This is a genomic window from Mesorhizobium sp. M5C.F.Ca.IN.020.32.2.1 (assembly GCF_004023105.1).
GTDB lineage: Bacteria > Pseudomonadota > Alphaproteobacteria > Rhizobiales > Rhizobiaceae > Mesorhizobium > Mesorhizobium wenxiniae.
On record NZ_RZSX01000947.1, the window covers coordinates 1 to 2,301 of the forward strand.

Annotated in this window: 2 protein-coding genes; both read right to left on the reverse strand. The window is 61.0% G+C overall.

The annotated features are described in order from the left end of the window. Nucleotides 1–1,285, reverse strand: a 1,285-nt coding sequence (locus EOA86_RS31275; protein WP_245497432.1) for a peptide ABC transporter substrate-binding protein, incomplete at its 3' end; no start/stop codon positions are given. Between the two features lie 398 nt (nucleotides 1,286–1,683). Continuing rightward, nucleotides 1,684–2,301, reverse strand: a 618-nt coding sequence (locus EOA86_RS31280; protein WP_164892164.1) for an amino acid ABC transporter permease, incomplete at its 5' end; no start/stop codon positions are given.

Genomic DNA, 2,301 nt, shown 5'->3' on the forward strand with positions numbered 1-2,301 from the left:
CCCATTTCGTGTTCGGCGAGGCGAAGGCGGCCGGTGCGACAAGGAGATTAGCGGTGGCGCGGCCACTCCTGCCGTGCAGTTCGGCAGCTTTCCGGCGGTCAACGGCGGCCGCCAGCGCCTGCCGGACGCGCCTGTCGGTCAGGATTGGATGCGGGAACTCCACGCTCGCGCGTTCGCCGTCGGCGGTTTCCCGTCTGGGATCGGTGAAATTGAGCATGATGCGTTCGACATAAGATCCCCAATACAAATCGACCCTACCAACGCCCTTGGTTTCAAGCCTTCGAAGGTCAGCCTCGCCGACCTGAAGGTTCCACGCGTAGTCGACGATGCCTTCGCTCACTGCGTTTGCAGCGGTTCTGGCGTCGCCACCGCCCTGAAGCGTGACCTGCTTGAACGCCAGGCTGTCACGATCACGATACTCGGGATTTGGCTCGAAGATGATCTTGACCGTGTTGACGACGTCCTCGCCGATGAGAAGGACGTCCTCCGTCCGGAACTCCTTGAGGCGGTATGGACCGGTGCCCACCGGGGCGAGGTTTGCCGGAGCGCTGGCGGCATCTTTGTTGTTGTGAATAACCATTCCCTGCACGCCGACGAAGGGCAGCGACCAGGCGGGATTGACGTCCTTGAACGTGACCTTGATGGTCAAGTTGTCCAGCGCCTCCACCTTCGCGACTGATTTGTACGAGCCCGCGCTCGACGAGCCCACGTCCTCGTTCACTATGTATTGGTAGGTGAAAAGGACATCCTTCGCGGTGAACGGCACGCCGTCGGACCACTTGATGCCCGGCCTAAGCTTCCATGTGACCGATCTGCCATCGGGCGCGACCTGGCCGTTCTCAAGCGATGGAATCTCGGCTGCGAGAAAGGGCACCAGCCGGCCCTCGGCGTCAAAGCTGGCCAGCGGCTCGTAGACGATACGGCTTGCCGTTTGATCCTTGATGCCCGGCGCCTGGTGTGGGTTCAGTGTGCTTGGCGCTTGCCACAGCAACAATCTCAACGTATCGCCATCCGGCTCGGTCGTCTGTGCGGGTTGGGGCAAACCGACAACAAGCGCCGCGACTATGAGCAGGAACAACCTGCACATAGCATTGATGCGGGCCAACGATACACCCTCTCGGCTCCGAGACGCTCGCATCCCTTCCTCCCTGCCCCTGTGATCCTGCGGCCGCAGCTCCCCTTCAGACAGTTGGCTATGCGAGGAGATGTTTATCTCCAGTCCACGAAATTGATCCCAATTGCGGCCGCTGGCAAGACTAATCAGTCCGAGACCATGAACCTGCACCTAGGGCTGCATGATGCATGCGCTGAAATCGCTGATCGTTGGGGAGGAGATCACCGCGATACGGAAGCGGCTGGGCGCTCGGAATCTGCAGCCGCTGTTTAGATGCAAGCGGTTGGCCAAGAATGACAGCTCATCGCTCATGCGAGTCCTTGCCTTAACAATGGATGGTGTCTCCAGGTCGCCGGAGGGTTGCTGCGAACGAAGAGCATAAAATCCTTGGGATTAAGCTATTCGGCGGGCGTCGGCCGGACGTCGGGTTCTGGCGCGACTACGACTTCCAGCATGGTCACCTGGGATGTCTGCTTCCGGGCGGAGATAAAGTTTGGCTCTTGGCCGACATTGCGGCGCAAAGCTGCCGTTCTTCCCAGCTTGTATGGTCAACGCAACATGCTCGCGGCTCAGTGGGCAGCCGCGCGCCGTTCGAGTGAACGGGCATACTGCGTCAGCGGAAAACACATGACGAAGAAGATCAGCGCCACCAGCCCATAGACGGTGAAGGGTTCGAAGGTCGCATTGTTGATCGCGTTGGATGTCCTGACCAGTTCCTCGAAACCGATGATCGAGGTCAGCGCCGTCGACTTGATCAGCTGCACCAGGAAACCGACAGTCGGCGCACGGGTGATCGAGAACGCCTGCGGCAGGATGATCAGCCGGAGTTCCTGCAGATAGTGGAGGCCGAGACTGGCGCCGGCATCCCACTGGCCGCGCGGCAGCGCATCGACGCCGCCGCGCCAGATCTCGGCGAGATAGGCGCTGGCGAAAAAGGTGAGGCCAAGCGCTGCGGCGGTCCACGGTTCGATGCGCAAGCCCAGCATCGGCAGGCCGAAGAACATCAGGAAGAGCTGCATGAGCAGCGGCGTTCCCTGAAAAAGCGCGATGTATCCCGATGCAAGCCGCTGCGCCCATTTATTCTTGGCGATCCGGAAGAACAGCACGAGCATCCCGACCACGCCGCCGCCGACGAAAGCCGCCAGCGACAGAAGCACCGTCCAGCGCGCGGCGAGCACAAGGCTTCG